General features: G+C 33.5%; 18 protein-coding genes. 14 read left to right on the forward strand and 4 right to left on the reverse strand.

Features of this window, described 5'->3' with window-relative positions; genetic code table 11:
• Positions 1–114 precede the first annotated feature (114 nt).
• From GKZ86_RS14925 to GKZ86_RS14940, 4 genes are all read left to right on the forward strand, one after another.
• Positions 115–1,611, forward strand: a complete 1,497-nt coding sequence (locus tag GKZ86_RS14925; RefSeq protein WP_154783881.1) for a family 43 glycosylhydrolase — start codon at positions 115–117, stop codon at positions 1,609–1,611.
• A gap of 295 nt (positions 1,612–1,906) precedes the next feature.
• Positions 1,907–4,312, forward strand: a complete 2,406-nt coding sequence (locus tag GKZ86_RS14930) for a glycoside hydrolase N-terminal domain-containing protein (protein WP_154783882.1) — start codon at positions 1,907–1,909, stop codon at positions 4,310–4,312.
• 148 nt (positions 4,313–4,460) lie between these two features.
• Positions 4,461–4,925: a Panacea domain-containing protein gene (locus GKZ86_RS14935; protein ID WP_154783883.1), complete on the forward strand. Its 465-nt coding sequence runs from the start codon at positions 4,461–4,463 to the stop codon at positions 4,923–4,925.
• 1 nt (position 4,926) lies between these two features.
• Positions 4,927–5,292 (forward strand): hypothetical protein, encoded by a 366-nt coding sequence (locus GKZ86_RS14940; protein ID WP_154783884.1) that lies wholly within the window; start codon positions 4,927–4,929, stop codon positions 5,290–5,292.
• 5 nt (positions 5,293–5,297) lie between these two features.
• Here GKZ86_RS14940 and GKZ86_RS14945 read toward each other — a convergent pair whose 3' ends face one another.
• The gene (locus GKZ86_RS14945) at positions 5,298–5,852 is read right to left on the reverse strand and encodes a CvpA family protein (protein WP_154783885.1); all 555 of its coding nucleotides are present in this window, start codon (positions 5,850–5,852) and stop codon (positions 5,298–5,300) included.
• Positions 5,853–6,129: 277 nt separating this feature from the next.
• Here GKZ86_RS14945 and GKZ86_RS14950 point away from each other — a divergent pair, with 277 nt between their 5' ends.
• The 3 genes from GKZ86_RS14950 (at position 6,130) to GKZ86_RS14960 (ending at position 8,123) form a co-directional block, all read left to right on the forward strand.
• The gene (locus GKZ86_RS14950; RefSeq protein ID WP_154783886.1) at positions 6,130–6,486 is read left to right on the forward strand and encodes a hypothetical protein; all 357 of its coding nucleotides are present in this window, start codon (positions 6,130–6,132) and stop codon (positions 6,484–6,486) included.
• A 109-nt stretch (positions 6,487–6,595) separates the two neighbouring features.
• Positions 6,596–7,615, forward strand: coding sequence for a phenylalanine--tRNA ligase subunit alpha (gene pheS / locus GKZ86_RS14955; RefSeq protein ID WP_154783887.1), 1,020 nt, complete (start codon positions 6,596–6,598; stop codon positions 7,613–7,615).
• Between the two features lie 100 nt (positions 7,616–7,715).
• Positions 7,716–8,123, forward strand: a complete 408-nt coding sequence (locus GKZ86_RS14960; protein ID WP_154783888.1) for a hypothetical protein — start codon at positions 7,716–7,718, stop codon at positions 8,121–8,123.
• Positions 8,124–8,283: 160 nt separating this feature from the next.
• Here GKZ86_RS14960 and GKZ86_RS14965 read toward each other — a convergent pair whose 3' ends face one another.
• From GKZ86_RS14965 to GKZ86_RS14975, 3 genes are all read right to left on the reverse strand, one after another.
• Complete coding sequence (locus GKZ86_RS14965) at positions 8,284–9,279, reverse strand: NAD(P)H-dependent glycerol-3-phosphate dehydrogenase (RefSeq protein ID WP_154783889.1); 996 nt, start codon at positions 9,277–9,279, stop codon at positions 8,284–8,286.
• Positions 9,280–9,687: 408 nt separating this feature from the next.
• Positions 9,688–10,845, reverse strand: a complete 1,158-nt coding sequence (locus tag GKZ86_RS14970; RefSeq protein ID WP_154783890.1) for an iron-containing alcohol dehydrogenase — start codon at positions 10,843–10,845, stop codon at positions 9,688–9,690.
• Positions 10,846–11,030: 185 nt separating this feature from the next.
• Positions 11,031–11,789, reverse strand: a complete 759-nt coding sequence (locus GKZ86_RS14975) for a type 1 glutamine amidotransferase domain-containing protein (protein WP_194632519.1) — start codon at positions 11,787–11,789, stop codon at positions 11,031–11,033.
• Between the two features lie 87 nt (positions 11,790–11,876).
• Between GKZ86_RS14975 and GKZ86_RS14980 the strand changes: the two genes are divergently transcribed.
• From GKZ86_RS14980 to prs, 7 genes are all read left to right on the forward strand, one after another.
• Positions 11,877–12,782: a LysR family transcriptional regulator gene (locus tag GKZ86_RS14980; protein ID WP_154783891.1), complete on the forward strand. Its 906-nt coding sequence runs from the start codon at positions 11,877–11,879 to the stop codon at positions 12,780–12,782.
• A 64-nt stretch (positions 12,783–12,846) separates the two neighbouring features.
• Positions 12,847–13,212: a PKD domain-containing protein gene (locus tag GKZ86_RS14985; protein WP_154783892.1), complete on the forward strand. Its 366-nt coding sequence runs from the start codon at positions 12,847–12,849 to the stop codon at positions 13,210–13,212.
• A 128-nt stretch (positions 13,213–13,340) separates the two neighbouring features.
• Complete coding sequence (locus GKZ86_RS14990) at positions 13,341–13,697, forward strand: PKD domain-containing protein (RefSeq protein ID WP_154783893.1); 357 nt, start codon at positions 13,341–13,343, stop codon at positions 13,695–13,697.
• A gap of 113 nt (positions 13,698–13,810) precedes the next feature.
• The gene (locus tag GKZ86_RS14995) at positions 13,811–14,503 is read left to right on the forward strand and encodes an NUDIX domain-containing protein (protein WP_154783894.1); all 693 of its coding nucleotides are present in this window, start codon (positions 13,811–13,813) and stop codon (positions 14,501–14,503) included.
• Between the two features lie 10 nt (positions 14,504–14,513).
• Positions 14,514–15,716 (forward strand): M48 family metalloprotease, encoded by a 1,203-nt coding sequence (locus GKZ86_RS15000; protein WP_154783895.1) that lies wholly within the window; start codon positions 14,514–14,516, stop codon positions 15,714–15,716.
• A 1-nt stretch (position 15,717) separates the two neighbouring features.
• Entirely contained in the window at positions 15,718–21,123 is a 5,406-nt protein-coding gene (locus tag GKZ86_RS15005) for an AAA domain-containing protein (protein WP_154783896.1), read from the forward strand.
• Between the two features lie 268 nt (positions 21,124–21,391).
• Entirely contained in the window at positions 21,392–22,225 is an 834-nt protein-coding gene (gene prs, locus GKZ86_RS15010) for a ribose-phosphate diphosphokinase (RefSeq protein ID WP_154783897.1), read from the forward strand.
• The last annotated feature ends 127 nt before the right edge of the window (positions 22,226–22,352 follow it).

Raw genomic sequence — 22,352 nt, forward strand, 5'->3', positions numbered from 1 at the left:
TGAACCTGTTAGGTATATATAATTTCAGTCAGGTTAATAAATACCTAACAGGTTGAAAAAACCTGTTAGGATACATAAATAAACCGAGCGATCCATATTTTATAAATTAAAATTATGAAAAAAAGCATTCACTTATTGATATTTTTCATTGCGTTTTTCGGTAATGCACAGCAACAGAAAACGAATACTGAATCCTATCAAAACCCCATATTTGCCGGAGATTATCCAGATCCGTCCATACTGAGAGATGGTGAAGATTATTATATCGTACATTCATCCTTCAATTATTATCCTGGATTATTAATCTGGACTTCTAAAGATTTAGTAAACTGGAAACCCGTTACACACGCACTTAAAAAAAGCGTAGGTTCAGTTTGGGCGCCGGATTTGGTAAAATACAACAACAAATTTTACATCTATTTCCCTGCCAACGAAACCAATTATGTAGTTTCGGCAGATAATATAAATGGCCCGTGGAGCGATCCTGTAGATTTAAAAATTGGCAATATCGATCCCGGACATTTTACAGACGAAAAAGGGAATCGCTATCTCTATTTTAGCAATGGTAATTATGTGCCGTTGTCTAAAGACGGACTTTCAGTTTCCGGAGAAGGCAAACATGTTTACGACGGTTGGAAAATACCTGCAGAATGGTCTATAGAATGCTTTTGTATGGAAGGACCAAAAGTTTCAAAGCGTGGAAATTATTATTACCTTACCGTTGCAGAAGGTGGAACAGCCGGTCCGGCCACAAGTCATATGGTAATATCGGCAAGATCAAAATCGCCTTTAGGACCTTGGGAAAACTCGCCGTATAATCCAATTTTAAGAACGAATGACAGTTCAGAAAAATGGTGGTCAAAAGGTCACGCCACAATAATCGATGATGTTAACGGAAAATGGTGGATGGTTTTTCACGGTTACGAAAACGGATATTACAATATGGGACGCCAAACACTTTTGCAACCTGTAGAATGGACAAATGATGGCTGGTATAAAATTCCGGAAAACAGTAAAACCGAAAAATCAATAAAAAAACCGGCAGGAAAAACTTCAAAAAGCAATTTCACACTTTCAGATACCTTTTCAGGAACAGAACTTCAACCGCAATGGCAGTTTTTTGATCATTTTGACGCTGAAAGATTTAAGCTTACCCAAAACGGAATTCAGATAAAAGCAAAAGGAAAAGGCATTGGCGAAAGTTCTCCGTTATTATGCACGCCTCCCGATCATTCGTACACAGCCGAAGTTGAAGTAGAAATAGAAGGCAATGCCACCGCAGGACTTATTCTTTTCTATGACAGCAAAATTTATACAGGAATCGCCGCAGACAAAGAAAACGTTTTGGCGATATTAAGATCGTGGCAATTTCCAACGCAAAAAGGAGTAAATAAAACACATTTATTCCTGCGACTCGAAAAGAAAGAACAACTCGTAAACATGTTTTACAGCATTAACGGAAACGAATGGATCAAGATTGAAAACTCTGCAGAAGTTTCTTCATTTAATCACAATGTATTAAGCGGTTTTATGAGCCTTCGATTGGGGCTTTCGGCAGTTGGCGAAGGTCAGGTTGCATTTAAAAATTTTGTTTATAAAGCGACGAATTAAGTTCTAAAGAATTAAATTTAGAACCAAAATAATATTTGCGTTTATCATTAGGGCGTGACCGTATTTACAAAAGGCGCTATGTAACAAACCGCTTATGTGCGCCTTTTGTAAATACGGTCGGGCTATCCATACTACTTCGGTAGTTTATTCCTATCCCTCACGCGCGCAAATTGGGTTTCGATATCCTAACAGGTTTTTTCAACCTGTTAGATATAATTGTCAAAACAGACTAAAATATAGAATACCTAACAGGTTGAAAAAAACCTGTTAGGATATTATAAAAAAAGAATAATTCATGAAATCAAACGTCACGAAAACAGCTGCCATTTTACTATTCACCTCTTTCTGCATCAACATGTCGGCGCAATCCAGCAATGTTTTGTGGTACAATCAACCCGCAGATTTTTTTGAAGAAAGTTTAGTTTTAGGAAACGGAAAACTGGGCGCAACCGTTTTTGGCGGCGTAAATTCAGATAAAATTTATCTCAACGATGCCACACTTTGGTCAGGTGAACCCGTAAACGCTAATATGAATCCGGAAGCTTACAAAAACATTCCGGCAATTCGTGAAGCACTCCAAAACGAAAACTACAAACTAGCCGATGAATTAAACAAAAAAATTGAAGGCAAAAACTCCGAATCATTTGCGCCTTTGGGAACATTAGAAATCAATAATTCCGAAAAAGGAAAAGCAGTCAATTATTACAGAGAACTGAATATTTCGAATGCAGTATCAAAAGTGAGTTATGATATGGATGGCGTGAAATTTACGCGGGAATATTTTGTTTCGGCACCGGACCAAATCATGGTAATAAAATTGACAAGCAGTAAAAAAGGAGGTTTAAATTTTGATGTTAATCTAAAGGGTTTATTAAATTCAAATGTTGAAGTAAGAAATAATATTCTGGTAATGAATGGTTTTGCTCCAATTCATGAAAATGCAGGATATACAGTTTTGCCAAAATACCTACAAGTAAAAGAAAGAGGAACAAGATTTACAACTTTAATCCAAATCAACAAAACAGACGGACAAGTTACAAGTTCCAGATCTACTTTAACATTAAAAAACGCAACCGAAGCTTATGTCTATATATCTGTTGCCACAAGTTTTAATGGTTTTGACAAAAATCCGGCAACAGAAGGATTAGATGACATATCAATTGCATTGCAAAACCTGAACAAAGCATTTGCAAAACCATTCGATAAATTAAAAGAAGCTCACATTGCCGATTATCAGAAATTCTACAATCGTGTTGATTTAAATTTAGGCAAAACAACTGCACCGGATTTAGCAACAGACGAACGTTTATTAAGATATTCAGATGGAAAAGAAGATAAAAACCTTGAAATTCTCTATTTCAATTACGGACGATATTTGTTAATAAGCAGTTCAAGAACAATGGGTGTTCCGGCCAATTTACAAGGTATTTGGAATCCGCATTTAAATCCGCCGTGGAGCAGTAATTATACCATGAATATCAATCTGGAAGAAAATTACTGGCTGGCAGAAAACACCAATCTTTCAGAAATGCATTTGCCGCTTCTGAGCTTTATAAAAAACCTTTCCGTTACAGGAAAAACTACAGCGAAGACTTTTTATGGCGTAAAAGAAGGTTGGGCTGCAGCGCACAATTCAGACATTTGGGCAATGACCAATCCTGTTGGGCAATTTGGAAAAGAAGATCCGAGTTGGGCTTGCTGGCCAATTTCAGGTGCCTGGTTAAGTACGCATATTTGGGAACATTACATTTTTACCCAAGATAAAAATTACCTGAAAACAGAAGGATATCCAATTATGAAAGGCGCAGCGCAATTCTTTTTAGGCTGGATGATTTTGGATAAAAACGGAAATTTAATTACATCGCCATCTACTTCTCCTGAAAATAAATACATTGCGCCAGACGGTTTTATTGGTGCAACAATGTACGGAGGAACAGCAGATTTAGCCATGATTAGAGAATGTTTCGATAAAACAATCAAGGCTTCAAAAGCGCTAAATACCGATGCTGATTTCAGAGCAAAATTAGAAGCAGCACTTTCTAAATTTCATCCCTATCAAATTGGTAAAAAAGGAAACTTGCAGGAATGGTATTTCGACTGGAATGATGAAGACCCGAAACACCGCCATCAATCACAATTATTCGGACTTTTTCCCGGCGATCATATTACTCCTGAAAAAACGCCGGATTTAGCCGAAGCCTCTAAAAAAACATTAGAAATAAAAGGCGATGAAACAACTGGTTGGTCAAAAGGATGGAGAATTAATCTTTGGGCAAGACTTTGGGACGGAAATCGTGCTTATAAAATGTACAGGGAATTGCTTCGTTATGTAGACCCGGATGGAAAGAAAACCGCAACGCCAAGAAGAGGAGGAGGAACTTATCCAAACTTATTCGATGCGCATCCGCCATTTCAAATTGATGGAAATTTTGGAGGAGCCGCAGCCGTTGTCGAAATGCTGGTGCAATCAAATGAAAATGAAATTAGATTATTGCCAGCTTTACCGGACGCTTGGGAAACGGGTTCTGTAAAAGGAATCTGCGCCAGAGGCGGATTCGAAATTGCAATGGAATGGGATAATAAAACCTTAAAAAAAGTTACAATATCTTCTAAAATTGGAGGAAATACAATTTTAATAAGCGGAGACAAAAAGCAAAACATCACTTTAAAAAAGGGAGAAAAATCAGAAATAATCTGGTAAAAAAAGGGAAGACAGTTACAGAAACAGTCTTCCTTTTTTTTAATCATAAAGTATTAAAATTCAATAAAATGGGTTATTAATAAAACAGTACCTTCTGTAATTGTAATTCAATCTATTTTAATAACTTTGAAGAATAATATTCATAATTATGGCTTACAATCCAACAACAGTTGCTAATTATTTCATTGATAAGTATTCTAAAACCGGAAACCTTACTCCAATGAAAATAATAAAGCTTACTTATATTGCTTACGGCTGGTATTTAGCCTTAACCAATAAAAAAGACAGATTACTTGATGAAAATCCTATTGCATGGGATTTCGGGCCGGTTTTTCCATCTTTATATTATAGCATAAAGCAATATAAAAAAGAAAAGATAACGGAGAAAATTCCGAATGCTGTAAAAGATGAAAAAGTCACCAGCGATGACGGAAAATTTTTAGATAAAATATGGGAAGTTTACGGAAGATTTGACGGGATATATTTAAGCGCTTTAACACACAATGAAGGAACGCCGTGGAGGAAAGTATATCGCAAAGATTCTAATGCTGTTATTTCTGATGATGATATTTACGAACATTATAAAACGAAACTAAAACCAATTTCAGCTTAATATGTCGGCCCTAAACCTAAACCTTAACCGAATTTCTATTGAAAATAATTCTTCATTAACCCCTGAAGACATTAGCAGCGCGCGCTTGCAAAATCAAATACTTGAAGACAGGCTGGGAAGTGCTAAAGTGGGCAGGTTTTTAGAAGATACCAAATTAAGAAGGCATTTGACCTATATTTTTGCAGCTATTATTTTTCTTTGGTTAGCAGCTGTAGTATCTATTTTATATTTTAACGGCAGTGTATTGCACTTAAATCTTTCAGAAAACGTATTAATTACATTATTGACGACTTCATCTGTAAATGTAATAGGCATGATGCTTATTATTCTGAAAAATTTATTTCCGGTACATAAAGACGAGGAATAGTAATTTTAAAGCTCTTCTTCTTTTTTATTTTCACTGGTTTCTTCAGAATCTTTCTTGTGGTTTTCCTTAAAAGTTTCATACCATCCTTCAATCGAAGGATAAACAAAAGCAGCTACTTTTTTAATCGGATTATAGAAAATAGATTCGTCCAGAGTTTCTTTTTTGGCAAAAGTATTATCAAAGTTTATTTTCTCAAAAAGGGCAATAATAATACTTAAAATTAAGATCGTTTTCAGAATTCTAAAAAATCCTCCGCCCAGTTTATTAAGCCATCCCAACTGAGCAAAATCAGCAATTCCCGTTAAAAGTTTAGCCAATAAATAAACGCCGATAACGACCAATATAAAAGTCAGGAAAAAAGCAGTAACCTGAATCGTATTTGGATTCCAGGAAACATGTTTCATGATGACTTCTTTCATAAAAGAAGAGAATTTAATCGCTAGATAAATTCCCAACAGCAAAGAAATAAAAGAAGCAATTTCTACAAAAAGGCCGTTTTTTATCCCTTTGTATAAGCTGTAAAGTAAAAGCGCCCCCAAAATCATATCTAAAAAACTCATATTCTGCCTTGTTTTATTGAGTCGCAAATATAAAAGAAATATCTGCTTTTTAAGGTGCAGAGATTCATAGATGCAAAGGTTCAGAGGCTTTTTTTTAAATAATCCTTTTTATAAAGTTAAATCTATGTTTCTATGTGTTTAATTTTTTAAGGTCTTTGGATTTGAAGTCCGTATCTTTGCAAAATCAAATTTTAGAATTCAGATTGCAGATTTTAGATTTAAAGTATCCAAAAATCAGCAATCAACAATCTAAAATCAACAATCTAAAATAACATTAATGTCCAGAGATACACAATTAAAAGAGCGTTGGGAAAAGCTCGTCGATATACTTTCAAATCAATTTTCGCAAGGCGAAGACTTAGATCTGGATGCCATAATTTACCTAATTGGAGTTCAGGAACTCGGGAAACTGCATCGCGAATTCAAAAAAGACGAAAAATTAAACTTAATGCACATTGCCATTTGCCGATTATTGGAACCTTACGGATTCTATGAATTCGAATATTTTGATGAAGATGGCTGGCCGCATTACAAAGTAAAAGAAGAATTGCCGTCACTAAAAGCAGGTGAACAATCGGTTTTGATGAAAGAAGCCATTGTAAATTATTTTTTAGAAAGAAAACTTATAGAGTAGTTTTAGTCTCAGTCTCAGTTTTTAGTTAAGTATATTCTGAAAACTGCGACTGCGACTGTACACTTTAAACTAAAAACACTAAATTTGTATTCTCAATTATTGAAGGAAAATGATAGACAAGATAAAACAACATATAGAGGAAGCGAAAGCCTTTAATGATAAAAATAAAGCATCTTTAGAGCAATTCCGTGTAAAATATCTAGGTAGTAAAGGTTTGGTAAAAGAACTTTTTACAGAGTTCAAAAATATTCCGAACGACCAGAAAAAAGACTTTGGACAAGTAATGAATACTTTAAAAGCTGTTGCTGAAGAAAAAGTAAGAGCGATTCAGGAAGAACTTGAAAGTAAAGAAGAAGTAAAAGGAGTTTTTGGTGATTTATCAAGATCTTCAGAACCTGTAATTATTGGTTCTCGTCATCCTATTTCTATCGTAAAAAATCAGATTATAGATATTTTTGCCAACATCGGATTCAATGTTTCTGAAGGACCCGAAATCGAAGACGACTGGCATAACTTTACCGCATTGAATTTACCAGAATATCATCCGGCTAGAGATATGCAGGATACATTTTTCATTCAGACAAATCCTGACGTGTTGTTGCGTACGCATACATCATCTGTTCAGGTGCGTTATATGGAAAATCACAAACCGCCAATTCGTACTATTTCTCCGGGACGTGTATTTCGTAACGAAGCTATTTCGTCTCGTTCGCACTGTATTTTCCATCAGGTTGAAGGATTGTATATCGACAAAAACGTTTCGTTTGCAGATTTGAAACAAACATTACTTTATTTTACAAAAGAAATGTTCGGAAAATCGAAGATTCGTTTACGTCCGTCATACTTTCCGTTTACAGAACCAAGTGCCGAAATTGATATTTATTGGGGACTAAAAACAGAAACTGATTACCGTATTACAAAAGGAACAGGTTGGTTAGAAATTGGAGGTTGCGGAATGGTTGATCCGAATGTTCTTAAAAATTGCGATATCAATCCTGATGAATACAATGGTTTTGCTTTCGGAATGGGAGTAGAACGTATTGCGATGTTATTATACCAAATTGGTGATATCCGTATGTTTTACGAAAACGACGTTCGCTTCTTAGAGCAATTCAAAGCAAATATATAATTTAAGTCTAAAAGTCATAAAGTCGAAAGTCGAAAGTCTCATAGTAATGACTTTATGACTTTCGACTTTATGACTTTCGATTTTTAAACTTTTGACACATATGAAAGCAGATATAAAAATCCCCGAAGTAGAAAACGTATTTCTTGCCGCTGTTCAGGAATGGAGCGACGATTTTATGGAAAAAGTATGGTACGCTTATCTTGTAAACGATAGCGACTTTAATTTAGACAGCGTTATGGTCGTTTCAAAAGCATTTGGAACTATAGATGGCGAAATGAAAAAAACATCTGTTTTACGCCACGCTTTTGTTGAAGTTCCGGCCGTTTCGGTAGTAAAAATCGAAATGATCGAAAAAAGCCTTTTGGTTTTAAACAACGAATTCATGGTAACGTTTTTCATCGGAAATACTTTGTACGACAAGAAATTCATCTTCAAATCAAACTTAATCAACGAAAAAAATACGGAAGAAGTGCCGATTTTATTTGTTGAAGGAGTGATGGTGAAGTAAGAGTTAAGAAGCAAGAGAATAGAAGCAAGAAAATAGACTTTCTTTCTCATGCATGAACATAAAAAAGAGTCAAGACGAAATTTAATTAGTCTTGACTCTTTTTTATTCTCAAAGTATAGAAATCTATTTTCTTGCTTCTATTCTCTTGCCTCTAAAAAACTTAATCCAAAGACTCCGTTAATTTCTTAAATACAGACTTAGCATCTTTTCCTTCATATAAAATACTATAAACGGCATCGATAATAGGCGTTTTGGCTCCGTAACCCTGATTTAGTTTGTAGGCACTTTTTGTTGCGTAATAACCTTCGGCAACCATGCTCATTTCCATCATGGCGCTTTTTACCGTGTAACCTTTTCCAATCATGTTTCCGAACATTCTGTTTCTTGAGAATACGGAATATCCTGTAACTAATAAATCGCCCAAATAAGCGGAATCATTAATGTTACGTTTCATTTTATGCACTTTTCTGATGAATTTTTTCATCTCACGAATTCCGTTACTCATCATAACCGACTGGAAGTTATCACCATAACCTAAACCATGCGCGATTCCGGCAGCAATAGCATAAATGTTTTTAAGCATCGCTGCATATTCAGTACCAATAATATCATCTGAAATTTTTGCTTTGATATAATTTCCTGAAAGCGATTTTGCTACGTTTTTCGCTTTATCCGGATCACCACAAGCGATTGTTAAATACGAAAGTCTTTCTAAAGCCACTTCTTCAGCGTGACAAGGACCTGTAATAACACCAATATTGTAATATGGAATATCGTATTGAATATGGAAATGTTCTCCAACAATTAAACTTGTTTCAGGAACAATTCCTTTAATAGCCGAAAAGATAATTTTATCTGCTAGGGAAACCGTCAGATTTTTTAATTCAGCATCTAAAAAAGCAGATGGAATAGCAAAAATCACATAATCTGCAAATTCAACGGCTTCGTTTATATTGTTGGTTAATCTAAGTTTATTGGTGTCAAATTCGACTGAACTTAAATAATTTGGATTGTGTTTGTATTTTTGAATGTGCTCTATCGCAGCATCATTACGCATGTACCAAGCTATTTCTGAAAGATTCACGCATAACATCTTTGCAATTGCCGTCGCCCAGCTTCCTCCTCCAATTACTGCAAACTTTAATTTTTCGCTCATTATTTTAATAATTTAAAGCAAAAGTACTTAATAATGTAGTAATAATACAAAATCTGATTTAAGAAATTTAAAAATCACCTCTATAAACAATGGTTTTCAGGTAGTTCTAAAAAATAATCAAATTATTTTCTGCTTTATACAATAATAATACGATTGCTACGTTGTAACTACTTATAAATTAGAATTTTAATGAGTTTATCAAAAATTGAGTTAGTTAGTTTTGTTTTAGTATTTTAAAAAGGCGTTCCTAAACTTGTTAAGAACGCCTTTTTTTGTTTGCAGTTTACAGTCGCAGTTTTACAACTTGAACTGTGATTGAATACTACACTTCTAAAATTCTATCCCATTTAAATATAACCGCGGTTTCAACCGTGGGAAACGAATCAGGATAATTTATTTCAATACTATTTAGTAACTCATTTCAACGATAGATTTTACCTTATCTAAAGTTACCAATTGATTTTCTCCTAAACCTTTCCAGCCTCTTTCATCAAAACGATTTACGATAAAATCTGCAGTATTGCTATAGTTTTCTGTGTATTGCGAAAGTTTAGTATCCATTCCCATTGTATGGAAAAATTCAACAGTTTTATTGATTGCTTCTTTAGCAACTTCATCTTCTGAACCAGTTAGGTTAAAAATCCTTCTTCCGTATTGTGCCAGTTTTCCTTTTTTAGTTTCAAACATAACAGTATATAAACTTGGGCCAATAATCGCTAAAGTTCTCGCATGGTCAATTTCATACAAAGCTGTTAATTCGTGACCAATCATGTGGGTTGCCCAATCAGAAGGAACTCCTTTTTGAATCAGTCCGTTTAATGCCATTGTACAGCTCCACATAAAGTTCGAAGCCAAAGCATAATCTGCCGGATTTTCTACCACTTTTGGACCAACTTCAATTAACGTTTGTAAAATACCTTCAGCAATTCTGTCTTGTAAATAACCTTCATGCGGATACGTTAAATATTGTTCCATTACGTGTGTAAAAGCATCAACAACACCATTTTGCAATTGTCTTTTTGGCAAAGATGTAATTACGGTCGGATCACAAATAGAGAATTTCGGAAACAAAGCGCTTCCGCCAAAAGCCAGTTTTTCCTGAGTCGATTTAATTGTAACTACAGAACCTGAATTCATTTCACTTCCTGTCGCAGGCAAAGTCAAAACAGTTCCAAAAGGCACCGCGTTTTCTTTAATCAGAATTCGTTTTTGTAAAATATCAATCGGATTTCCGTCAAAATTTACTGCAGCCGAAATAAATTTCACACCATCAATAACAGATCCGCCACCAACAGCCAGAATAAAATCTATTTTCTCTGCTTTAATAACTTCAACAGCTTTCATTAAAGTTTCAAAATGCGGATTTGGCTCAATTCCACCAAATTCAACAATATCAAAACCTTTTAAGTTATTGATAACTTGTTCATGAACTCCATTTTTAAAAATACTTCCACCACCATAAGCCAATAATATTTTGGCGCCTTTAGGCACTAAAGTAGAAAGTTTTTCAATTTGTCCTTTTCCGAAAATTAAATTCGTCGGATTGTATAATTCAAAGTTTAGCATTTTTTTTGAGTTTCTAAGATGCTATCCCGAAGCTTCGGGACTAAGGGACTAAGTTTTTTTTCTTTGAACTTATCCAGTAAACTTAGCATCATTATTTATTTAAATTTTTATTAATTAAAGAAAATAAGAGATTGAGTTTTTAAGCTGCTAAGTAAAAACCTTAGAACCTTAGCAACTCAGTACCTTTATTTTAATTTTTCTAGTAATTTACCAGCCACCAATTTAGATGAAGCAGGATTTTGTCCAGTAATTAAAAGTCCGTCTTCAACAGCATAAGGTTGCCAGTTTTCCCCTTTTGAGAATTTAGCACCATTTTGAGTTAAAGCATCTTCTAGTAAAAAAGGAACCACTTTAGTTAAACCTACGGCTTCTTCTTCTGTATTGGTAAAACCAGTTACTTTTTTATCTTTCACTAAAAATTCTCCATTCACTTTTACGTTTTTCAAAACAGCCGGAGCGTGACAAACGAAAGCTACCGGTTTTTTATGCGTGTAAAAAGATTCAATTAAAGCAATCGAATTTTTATCTTCAACTAAATCCCAAAGTGGTCCGTGGCCTCCAGGATAAAAAACAGCATCGTAATCTTTTTGGTTAACAGTCGAAAGTTTATGAGTGTGTTTTAATTTTTCCTGTAATGTTTTATCAGCGTCAAAACGTTTAGTGTCTTCGGTTGCAGATGCAGGATCAGAACTTTTAGGATCAATTGGCGGCTGACCTCCAAGCGGAGATGCAATCGTAATTTCAACTCCCTGATCTAATAATTCATAATAAGGCGCAGCCAATTCTTCTGACCAGAATCCTGTTTTTTCTCCGGTATTGCCCAGTTTATCATTACTGGTCACAACAAATAATACTTTTTTCATACCTTTTTTTGATTTTTGAGCTGTAGCAGAAATGCTAAAAGCTGCGAATGCTATAATCGATAGTAATGCTATTTTTTTCATAGGGTTTAAAATTTTTAACAAAATTAATGTTTAAGTGATATTTGTAAAAATAAAATAAACTATGTTTGTTATAAATATATTTATGTCATGGTAAATCTCGAGTGGTACAGAACATTTAAAGCGGTTTATAAAAACGGAAATTTTTCTGTGGCCGCAAAAGAATTATTTATGAGTCAGCCTGCTGTAAGTCAGCAGATTTCTATGTTAGAAGCTCATGTTGGAAATAAATTATTTAATCGGAAATCAAAAGGAGTAGAGCCAACTGAATACGCTAAGTTACTGAATAATTTAATTATTGATGCGCTTGATCGTCTCGAAAATGTTGAGAATACTTTTAGGGCTAAAGCAGAAGATGCAAACCGGTTAATTTCTGTTGGAATTTCGCAACATCTTTTTGACTGCGTTGGCCATCTTTTAATCTCGAAATTTGATTTAATCGATTTTACTTTTGCCGAAAATGATGCTCTTTTTGAATTGGTCAATTCTAAAAAACTTGATTTTGCAATTACCACAAAAAGGTTTGATACTTTTGATACTAGTTATGAAGTAGTTGGAAAAATTAAGCTCATAATGGTTGCACCAACAAGTTTAGACATAACAGAATTTCGCCAGAGATTAAAAGCAGACAATTATACAGAAATAGAACAATGGCTTAATCTTCAAAAGTGGTATAGTCATGATGCGCGAATTCCGCACATAAAATTATTCTGGCTGCATGCTTTTAATAAAAAAAGACCATCTATGGTGCCTAATTATATAATTCCTTCAGAAGCAGAAATGCTAAGACTTTTAGCTAAAAATGAAGGAATGGCAGTAACCTGGAATTGTAATGCCAGACATTATATTAAAGAAAACAAATTGCAGTTAGTATGGAACAGTTTTCATGTTCCGGAAGAATTTGTGTATTTATTAGTTCCCAAAAACAATAATCTGAATTCTTTTTTTGATATTATTTCTAAAGAATTAAAGTTGTTTTTTGGAAATAGACTGTAACCATTAATTCTAAATTTACTTTCCAATAAATATATTTAGTCAACCAAATCCCTTAAACCTAAAAATGAAAACAATCGCAAAAATTTTATTACTATTAACCGTGTTTTTTATTATCAATTCCTGCACTGAAGAACAAATAATAGATTCTGTAACAGATTGTTGGGGGCAATCATCTAAGCTTGAGATACAATATTCTTTAGATCCACTCAATTCTAAAAGAGTTAACTATGTATTAAAATATGATGGAAGTGGAAGTTTAAGCTCTATAAAATGGACATTCGGTGATGGAAAAACAGAGACCGTAAATGGCTTAAAAGTAACACATACTTATGAGAACGTTGGAAGCTATGAAGTTAAAGCTGACATAACAGTTACAAAAGATCAGGAGAAATGTCCTGTAACTGAAAGTAAAACGGTACAAATAAATTAATATATTGATTATCAATGTTTAATAAGAAATTAGTGTTTTAAAATTATATGAAAATTCTTCTTTTTTTTGTTTGAGTTAATCTTTTAAAAGAATATTTTTGGTAAACAAACCACTAAATATTTTTAATTATGAAAAAGATAATTACAATTTTAATGCTTGCAACGGTGTTTTTTTCTACAAATTCCTGCAGTAAACACGACGATGAAGTTGTATTTGATTGTACAACACAATCCATTTTTCTAAAAACACATAATTCTACAGATACTAATAATCCTAAATTGATGAATTATTCAGTTGAATATGAAGGAAGCGGAACTTTAAGTGCTGTAAAATGGACATTTGGAGACGGAACTACAGGAACTGGTATGGTGGTTACGCATACTTATGCAGTTGCTGGTACTTATGAAGCCAAGGCAGAAGCTACTGTAAAAATAGATGGTTCAGAATGTACAACAACCCTGAAAAGAACTGTAACGGTGAATTAGAAAAGCGAAAAGAAAAGAAATAATAATGAAAGCCAATTTTATAATTTATGCCTGGGCAATAAATCATAAAATTGGCTTTCATTCGTTATATTTGTTCGATATGAATTTTAATTATGGAAAATTTTCAAAATATTAGAATCGCTGTTGATGCCATTGTTTTTGGATATAAAAACAATAGTTTATATGTGCTTTTAATAGAGCAAAAATTTGGTTCTGCTGATAAATATTGGGCTCTTCCCGGCGGTTTGGTAAAAGAGGACGAATCATTAAAAGATGCAGTAATTCGCGAGTTGCATGAAGAAACCAATGTCCAGTTGAATTTTATGGAACAATTGTACACCTTTGGCGATGATATTTTTAGAGATTCCAGAAACCGCGTTATTTCAGTAGCTTATTTTGCTTTGGTTGATGCTTCAGATCTGAAGATAAAAGCAGATACAGATGCAGATAAAGTACAATGGTACAAAATAGATGAAATACCACCTTTAGCATTCGATCATAACTTAATTATCGAAAAAGCGATTTCAAGATTAAAAGCAAAACTCACTTACGAACCAATTGGTTTTGATTTACTTCCCGAAGAATTCTTGTTTTCGGATCTTGAAAATCTTTATTGCACCATTTTAGAAAAAGAAATTGACCGACGAAATTTCAGAAAAAAAATACTCAGCTACGGATTTTTAGAACAAACCGAACATTTTTCGCCAATAAAAAGTGGTCGTCCCGCAAAATTATTTAAGTTTAATAGTTTAAAATATAATGACTTGATTGAAAAGGGCTTTCACTTTGAAATAAAATTTGCTTAACCTACTTATCATGATTAAACCATTTCCATTCCATTCTGATTTAAGAGATTATTTTAAAAAGCAAGACAAAACCTGGTCTTGGTTTTCTGAAGAAAAAGTAAAAGCAGAACAGCAAGAAGCCTTTAAAACCGATTTATTAAAGAATTCTTATCGAATAGATCCGGAAACGGAGCCGAAAGTTTATGAAATTTTAAATGTTGCAAAAGATAAACTGGGAATCATTGTCCCAATCACGATTTATCAATCGCAAAGTATGGATGGCAACAATGCCGGAGTTGTTTTTTTTGAAAACGAAGCCCATATTATTTTATCGGGAACGATTTTAAAATTATTAAACGAAGACGAATTACTGGTTTTATTCGGACATGAATTATCGCATATTTTGCTGTTTAATCTTGAAAATGGCGATTTCGAAATCACAAACAGAATCATCAATACGATTGCGAGCGACGGCAGCAGCGAATTGTTTTATTATGAAACTGCAAGATTATATCAGCTTTATACGGAATTATATTGTGATTTAGGCGCTTTAAAAGTTAGCGGAAGCCTGGAAACTACGATTCAGACTTTGGTCAAATTAAATACAGGTTTAGAAAAAGTTTCAGCAGAAAGTTATCTTAAACAAGCCAACGAAATTCTGGCAAGAATAGAAAAAGGTTCTGACGGAGAAACGCATCCGGAGAATTTTATTCGTGCAAAAGCATTGGAGATTTTTGAAAAAGATAATGCTAATTATTATTCAAAAACAGAAAAAATAATTTCCGGAAAAAGCGATTTGCATCAATTAAACTTATTTACTAAAAAATTGGTTTTTGATATTACGAAAGAATTAATCTCGATTATTCTGAAACCAAAATGGACACAATCTGAATATTGTACGACACTTTATAAACAATATTTCTCTAATTCAGATAAAAAAATCGATGCTTTTATTGATGATACTTTCAAACTGAAAATCGAAAACAGCAAGAAAAACCTAAAAGAATATTACACGTATGTAATGCTCGATTTTGCCTTGTGCGATCCGGATTTGAAAGAAGCATTTATTGGACATATTTTAGATATTTCGGAACAATTAGGTTTGGAAGATGAAATGAAAACAATTCTGAAAAAAGAATTGAATCTAACAGAGAAAACATATAAAGCATTTGCTCAAAATTGCACTTCTACCTTAAATACTATTTTAGAATCAGACTTAGAAAACACTTATTAAGATGATTAAACCTATCAAGGAATCCGCTTTTTATCAATTTATTACCGAAAATTTTCAGAAAGGACCTTTTGCCAACGATGACATTGTTGCGATAATAATGCCTTTGTTAAAAACAGTTTCGGCTATTCATAATCAGGGAAAAGTAGCATCGCTTCAGGATATTTCGACTATTTATATCGAAAACCAGCATTTTCATATTACCGATGATGCATTCGAAGTAAAAGACAATACAAAAGTAATTTCGGCATTTTTTAAAAGCAGAAGTAAAGCGTTTGAAATTTCGGGCGAACATTTTAATACAACCGAAATTGGAGAAGGCGTAAACCGGGAATATGGTGACAAAAGTGTTTCTGAAACAGATGCTGAAAATTCGAAAAAACCAGTTTATGTAAAAGATTACAGCTCTTATGAATTTGAGTTTGATCATCATGATCCGTTGACAGATATTTTTGTTTTGGGAATGATTTTGGCGAGTATCGCTTTGCAATTTGATTTTACGGATATTGAAGACGTGAAACGTTTTGTAGAATATCGCAAGAAAATGTACTTTTTAAACAGCAAAATAAATCCTGCAATTGCCAATATTATTTTGGGAATGACAGAATTGAATCGTGAAAATCGTTGGAAAGATTTAAATGAAATTGTAGAAAAACTGCAAAATTACAGAGATTATAATCCGGAAACAGAATATGATTTATCGAGTTTAATTGATGCAAAAGTTCAGAATAAAAATCAATTTATACACGAAAAACTTCGAAACAGATTATTTGATAATAGTAAACGCAACAGGCTTTTATATTTTCAACCCAACTTAAAATTCCTGAATCTTACGGTTTCTTCCGTTCCACAGGTTTTGAATTACGAGAATATCGATCCAAATTCTCTTTTTTACTGGAATGCTGAGATCTCCAAAAAAATAAGCAATACAAGCACCATTTCTTTAAATAAATATTTAGAATTTGGAGACAATACTTATATCGTTCCAACGCTTGATAAAATTCGTTTAGAAGCCAATAAAGACATTAATGAATATGGTTTTAGTCAGTTAAAATTAGTTTTATGCAATCTTAATTGGTTCAATACGAAAGAAAATAGTTCAGAGAAAATAGTTTCGCCTTTGCTTTTGGCATCCGTTACCTTAACGAAGAAAAAAGGCGTAAAAGATGATTATACTTTGGAATTTCTGGATTCAGAAGTCGAAATAAATCCTGTTTTGGCAAACATGCTAAAAGATTTATATGACATTCGATTGCCGGAAACCATTCAGCTTTCTGAAACCAAAATCGAATCTATTTATGAATTATTGCGCGTACAAGTCGAAAAAAACAGTTCAGGAATTGTTTTGGATTATATCGATAAACCCAAAATAAAACTGATTCATTCGCAGGCCAAACAAATCCTGACACAATTTAATAAACGTTCTAAAAAAAGAGAAGCAATTCAGGATAAACGAAGCCTGAATTATTCGTATCAACAAGAAAATTTTCAGCCTTACGGTTTAGAATTGTTCAGGAATTATGTTTTTACGCAAGCTTCGTCTTTAGAATATTTGATCAACAGCGATATCAAGCAAAATACACAGTTTTTTAATGAAAATAAAACCATCGAAAGAGAATTTTATCAGCTTGATGAAGGCGACGTAAATCCTTTCCGTTGGGAATTTGATACTTGTAACTTAATCTTAGGCAATTTTAATTATAAAAAAATGTCTTTGGTTCGCGATTACAATCAGGTTATAGAAAACGATGTTGAAAGTAATGTTTTTAAAAGCCTCTTCAATTCATTGGCACAAAAAGACTTTAAAAATGAATTAGAATCCGGTAATAGTTTTACCAAAACGTTTAATGTTGTGGCGAGCGATCCTACTCAAAACAATGCCGTAAAATATTCAGAATCGGGCGAAAGTTATATTATACAAGGTCCGCCGGGAACCGGAAAATCGCAAACTATTGCCAATTTGATCGCAAACTATGTAGCAAACGATAAAAAAGTTTTGTTCGTTTGCGAGAAACGTGCGGCGCTGGATGTTGTTTTTTACCGACTTAAAAATCAAGGTTTAGACGATTTATGCTGTTTGATTCATGATTCGCAAGCCGATAAAAAAGAATTTATTTTTGACCTGAAACAAACTTTTAAAGACTTTACAGCATCCAAAAATAATTTTCAGTCAATCGCAAAAAGCAGAAATAATCTCGTAGAGAAAATTGATGCAGAAATTAATAAAGTAGCGGTTTTTCATGATTTTATGAATGCCAAAATCGACTCAGAAACCGATCTTACCATCAAATCTCTTTTTGATGTTTTGGTTTCTAACTCACATAAAGCTTTATTAGACAGTTTAAATATTCTAGACGATAAAGCAGGTTTGCAGGATTGGAATACACATCACGAATTATTCGAAAAATTATTTGAAATAAATCAGGAAACCAATCAATCTGAGTTTTTCTCCGTGCATCCGTTCCGTTTTTTAAAAATGGATGCCTTTCGAAAATACCAGCATATTTCAGATTTAAAAAAGGATTTGGAAAACAGTCAGGAAATACTGGAAAACATTTCAGAACGATTAGATTTTGTTTCCATTCCAACAGAAATCGATACCTTTTTTGAGATTCAGAAATTCCTGCGAAAAGCAATGTCAACTTTTATTTATTTTGATACCAATCAATCAGAATTATTAGAGCCAAACAGCAGTCTTTTCAGAGCGCTTGAAAAAGATGTTCAAACATTGTTGAAATTGAGAAGCGATATCGAAAAATCAGCCAAACAATATCCGTATTGGTCTAGTACAATGTCTGAAACTGATGCCAGAACCGCTTTGGAAATTATCAGAAAAAATGAAAGCAGCTTTTTTAATTTCATAAACTCTGATTATAAAAAGACAAAAGCAGAAATTCTTGCCGTTTACGATATCAATAAACATACTGTAAAACCAAGTTTAATTGTTGTTTTAGAGAATTATGTGGCTCAATTTGAACAAGAAGAAAAATTCAATACTTTAAAAAGTGATTTCGAAAGCAAGTATAATCTAGGAGATATATTCGAATTAAAATACCATACAGAAACGCTTAAAAAAGAACTTGATCCGACGATTTTAGAATTTGCAGAAAACCTAAATGCATCAGAACGCAAAGAAGTTGCAGAGGTCAAAAATTTATTCTTAAAAGTAAATTCTTCTTTAGTTGACAGCATCGAGAATTATGAAAACATAAGTCTTACGGAGATCGAAAATCGAATTACGGCGATTAATACAAAGAAAATGTACTTTGATTTGTACGCTTCGTTCTTTGATGAAATTCAGGATCTGAATCCATCTGTAATTCAATTATTAAAATCGAAGAAAATCCCGCTCGAACATCTTAAAATTACTTTGGCAGAAAGATCTTTAGAGAAATATTATGCGATCAATTATACGCATAAAAAATTCAATATGGATTTGCTGCATACATCCATAGAAAAAGTAAAAAGAATGGTTGCCGATTTATTAGAACTAAACGGGAAATACATTATTGCAAAACAAGTCAGTAATCTGAAAGAATTGATTTTAACTTCAGAAATGTCCGTTTCCGGAATGACATCGGAACAAAAAGAAAGTAAAAGATCGATTACAGAAGGAAGAAAAATTCTGGAAAACGAATTCAGCAAAAGCATTCGATTTAAATCGATTCGTGAATTAGCTTCTTCAGATTCAGGACAAATTATCCGTGAAATAAAACCCGTTTGGTTAATGAGTCCGTTGAGTGTTTCAGATACTTTACCGGTTGATGAAAACTATTTTGACGTTGTAATTTTTGACGAAGCGAGTCAGATTACACTCGAAGAAGGATTGGTGCCGATTTACAGAGCGAAACAAACCATTATTGTGGGCGACGAAATGCAAATGCCGCCAAGTAATTTCTTTGGAAGTTCGTCCGGAAACCAAGACGATTTATGGACAGATGCAACAGAAGAAGATGATGATTATTTCTCTTTAGATGCCGATAGTTTCCTAACGCAGGGCGCGCGCAAATTTCCGTCAATAATGTTGGGCTGGCACTATCGAAGCAAACACGAAGCTTTGATTGGTTTCTCAAACGCTTCATTTTATGACAGTAAATTATTGACGATTCCGGATTTAAAAGATCACAGCAAAGTGGGTGAAGCCATAATTGTTGAAAATGTAAAAGAAGCGAAGAAGAATTTAGATCATTTATTCTCGAAACCAATCTCGTATCATTATATTCAGAAAGGCGTTTATAATGCGCGATCCAATACAAAAGAAGCAGAATATATAGCCAATATGGTTCGCGAACTTTTAGTGCAAAATAAAGAACAAAGTATCGGAATCGTTGCTTTTTCGATGGAACAGCAAAACGAAATCGAAACGGCAATAGAAGCACTTTGTATTGATGATAAAGTTTTTGAAAACCTGATTGAAGAAGAATACAAACGTATTGAAAACAATCAGTTTGTTGGGCTTTTTGTAAAGAATTTGGAAAACGTGCAAGGAGACGAACGCGACATTATCATTATGAGTACGTGTTATGGATATAATCCGCAGGGAAAAATGTTGATGAATTTTGGCCCGATTAACAAACGCGGCGGCGAAAAACGACTGAACGTAATTTTCTCCAGAGCTAAAAGAAGTATGTGCGTCGTAAGTTCGATAAAATATACAGACATTAAAAACGAATATAACGAAGGCGCGAATTACTTTAGAAAATACCTTCAATATGCGGAGTTGATTAGTTTGGGACAATTAGAAGCGGCTAATAATGTTCTGAATTCGATAAACAGTAAAAACAAAATTGAAACTTCAAACATAATCGCAGATCAGGTTCAGGCAGAAGTTGAGAAAATGGGTTATTTTGTCACCAAAAATATCGGACAAAGTAAGTTTAAATGCCATTTAGGAATCAAAAAGTCGGCAGAAGACGAAGAGTTTGTTTTGGGAATTATGATCGATGACGATTTACATTATGCCAATAACGATATTCTGGAACAATATCTTTTAAGACCGGAAATTCTAAAAGCCAACGGATGGACAGTTTGTCAAATCTATTCGAAAGACTGGATTGAAAACAAACCAAGAGTCTTAAAAATGATTGCCGCAGCATTAAAGAACGAATCGTTTTTTGATGAAGTAGAAATGGAAGAAAGTCACATTGAAATTGAAAATGAAACTCAAAATAATACTATTGAAGGAGAATCTAACAGCAATATTGTTTTCGAAAGATACCTAAACACATCAAACGGAAGTAATAAATTCTGGGAAATTAGTTCAGAAGGAAAAAATATTACCGTTCAATACGGCAGAGTAGGAACCAAAGGTCAAAGAATGGTGAAAGCCTTTGATAGTGAGGATCAGGCAACAAAAGAAAAGCGAAAACTAATTGCCCAAAAGGTCGCTAAAGACTATTTTAAAGAATAGTGGGTAATTGTTTTAACACATAGATAAATAGCTTAGTTTGCGTTTAAAAGGCGTTTCATTTGCATTAACAAACATAACTATGTGTAGAAACGAGTTTCTTTTTTGCTCTTTTTTGGACAACAAAATTCTATGTTTCTATGTGTTTAATAATTTAATTCAGCGTGTTTAAAAAATAAAAATACAAGTTTGCGTAAATTTTACACAAAATAAATTGTTTAATAAAAATATTAATCTATATTTGCGTATAATTAACGCAAACTAAAAAACTATGATACTTAACCTAGACCCAAAATTCACTCCTGTAACGAATCAGGAAGAAATCAAATTTCAAAGTTTTACATTTTCTGGTGGCGAACCTCACATTAAAATCAATCCTGATTTTGATCATAATCAGAAAGTAACCATCACACACCGATTAAATTCATTCAACGATTTAGGTTTATTGTGTATTACAGTAGATGCTTTGCGCAGAATGGACGTTAAAATAATCGATTTGTTTATTCCATATTTTCCGGCTGCAAGACAAGATCGTGTCATGATAAAAGGAGAATCTTTATCTGTAAAAGTGTATGCAGATATTATAAACGGACTTCAATTGAATAAAGTTTTTGTTTTTGATGCACATTCTGAAGTAACTCCGGCATTGGTAAACAATTGCGAAGTGATTCCGAATCATACTTTTATCGCAGCAGTTTTAAAAGTAATTGGCGAAAACGTAAAATTAATTTCTCCTGACGGCGGCGCTTTGAAAAAAATCTACAAAGTTTCTGAATTTTTAGGCGGAGTTCCTGTTGTAGAATGCAGTAAAAGCCGTGATGTAAAAACCGGAAAATTATCTGGTTTCAAGGTTTATGAAGATGATCTAAACGGAATTGATTGTTTAATTGTAGATGATATTTGCGACGGCGGCGGAACTTTTGTTGGCTTAGCCGAAGAATTAAAAAAGAAAAACGCAGGAAAATTATACTTAGCCGTAAGCCACGGAATCTTCAATAAAGGTTTTGAAGTTTTAGATTGTTTTGACAAAATATTTACAACCAATTCAGTAAAAGACTTCGAAGGCGAAAGCGTAGAAGTAATCGGACTTGATAAGTTAGTTTAAAAAGTTTCAAGTTGCTGTAGAGAACGTGAAACCTGAAACAAAGAAAACCTGAAACAAAAAAAATGCTATTAACCATTTCGAGTTTACGTTGCAAGGTTAAGTTCTGTGAATAACTTGAAACCTGAAA

It is taken from the genome of Flavobacterium sp. LC2016-13 (assembly GCF_009707955.1).
GTDB lineage: Bacteria > Bacteroidota > Bacteroidia > Flavobacteriales > Flavobacteriaceae > Flavobacterium.

Coding starts and splice junctions, on each gene's coding strand:
- GKZ86_RS14950 (WP_154783886.1), top strand. CDS start 6,130: ATGTCCAGAGATACACAATTAAAAGAGCGTTGGGAAAAGCTCGTCGAT.
- GKZ86_RS15005 (WP_154783896.1), top strand. CDS start 15,718: ATGATTAAACCTATCAAGGAATCCGCTTTTTATCAATTTATTACCGAA.
- GKZ86_RS14980 (WP_154783891.1), top strand. CDS start 11,877: ATGGTAAATCTCGAGTGGTACAGAACATTTAAAGCGGTTTATAAAAAC.
- GKZ86_RS14975 (WP_194632519.1), bottom strand. CDS start 11,789: ATGAAAAAAATAGCATTACTATCGATTATAGCATTCGCAGCTTTTAGC.
- prs (WP_154783897.1), top strand. CDS start 21,392: ATGATACTTAACCTAGACCCAAAATTCACTCCTGTAACGAATCAGGAA.
- GKZ86_RS14960 (WP_154783888.1), top strand. CDS start 7,716: ATGAAAGCAGATATAAAAATCCCCGAAGTAGAAAACGTATTTCTTGCC.
- GKZ86_RS15000 (WP_154783895.1), top strand. CDS start 14,514: ATGATTAAACCATTTCCATTCCATTCTGATTTAAGAGATTATTTTAAA.
- GKZ86_RS14965 (WP_154783889.1), bottom strand. CDS start 9,279: ATGAGCGAAAAATTAAAGTTTGCAGTAATTGGAGGAGGAAGCTGGGCG.
- GKZ86_RS14930 (WP_154783882.1), top strand. CDS start 1,907: ATGAAATCAAACGTCACGAAAACAGCTGCCATTTTACTATTCACCTCT.
- GKZ86_RS14945 (WP_154783885.1), bottom strand. CDS start 5,852: ATGAGTTTTTTAGATATGATTTTGGGGGCGCTTTTACTTTACAGCTTA.
- GKZ86_RS14935 (WP_154783883.1), top strand. CDS start 4,461: ATGGCTTACAATCCAACAACAGTTGCTAATTATTTCATTGATAAGTAT.
- GKZ86_RS14925 (WP_154783881.1), top strand. CDS start 115: ATGAAAAAAAGCATTCACTTATTGATATTTTTCATTGCGTTTTTCGGT.
- pheS (WP_154783887.1), top strand. CDS start 6,596: ATGATAGACAAGATAAAACAACATATAGAGGAAGCGAAAGCCTTTAAT.
- GKZ86_RS14995 (WP_154783894.1), top strand. CDS start 13,811: ATGGAAAATTTTCAAAATATTAGAATCGCTGTTGATGCCATTGTTTTT.
- GKZ86_RS14970 (WP_154783890.1), bottom strand. CDS start 10,845: ATGCTAAACTTTGAATTATACAATCCGACGAATTTAATTTTCGGAAAA.
- GKZ86_RS14985 (WP_154783892.1), top strand. CDS start 12,847: ATGAAAACAATCGCAAAAATTTTATTACTATTAACCGTGTTTTTTATT.
- GKZ86_RS14990 (WP_154783893.1), top strand. CDS start 13,341: ATGAAAAAGATAATTACAATTTTAATGCTTGCAACGGTGTTTTTTTCT.
- GKZ86_RS14940 (WP_154783884.1), top strand. CDS start 4,927: ATGTCGGCCCTAAACCTAAACCTTAACCGAATTTCTATTGAAAATAAT.